The sequence below is a fragment of the Polaromonas sp. P1_G2 genome, from assembly GCF_056405515.1.
In genome coordinates, this window is record NZ_JBFUBY010000928.1 from 1 (window position 1) to 508 (window position 508).

Below are 508 nucleotides of genomic sequence, written 5' to 3' on the forward strand. Positions count from 1 at the left end.
GTTCAGTGCCATCGCCTTCTGCTGCTGGCAGCCATGCAGGCCCTTCTTGAGATAAAGCAGCGCAGCCTCGAGGCGCACCTCCCGGCGGAGATGCTCCCGCCTTTCGCGCCCGCTGGTTCCATTGAGGAAATCGCTATGCGAACCCATGGTCACCTCGAAAGCAAACTCTTGTCTGCCCTTACCTATTAGGTACGCCTAAAACGCTGATTTGCCAGAGGTCGGGGCCGTAAGGAACCTGGATTTCGTCAATTCTGGATAACATTTGCTTACCAGATCGGCTTCGCGGCTGTTCAACTGCGGCTGAAATCCGCAATATCGCCGCCATGAGTGATCAAATCGCCACTGATTCGCCGTCCAATCTCCTCGAATACACCGTCACCGAGCTTTCCGGCTCGATCAAGCGGACGATGGAGGCCGCTTTCGACCATGTGCGGGTGCGCGGCGAGATTTCCGGCTATCGCGGCCCGCATTCTTCGGGTCATGCCTATTTCGCGCTCAAGGATGACCG

Annotated in this window: 1 protein-coding gene; it reads left to right on the forward strand. The window is 57.3% G+C overall.

What is annotated here, in order from left to right; translation table 11 throughout:
- Positions 1-323: 323 nt before the first annotated feature.
- The coding region (locus tag AC1D0P_RS28380) for an exodeoxyribonuclease VII large subunit (RefSeq protein WP_477679786.1) at positions 324-508 on the forward strand (185 nt) is incomplete at its 3' end.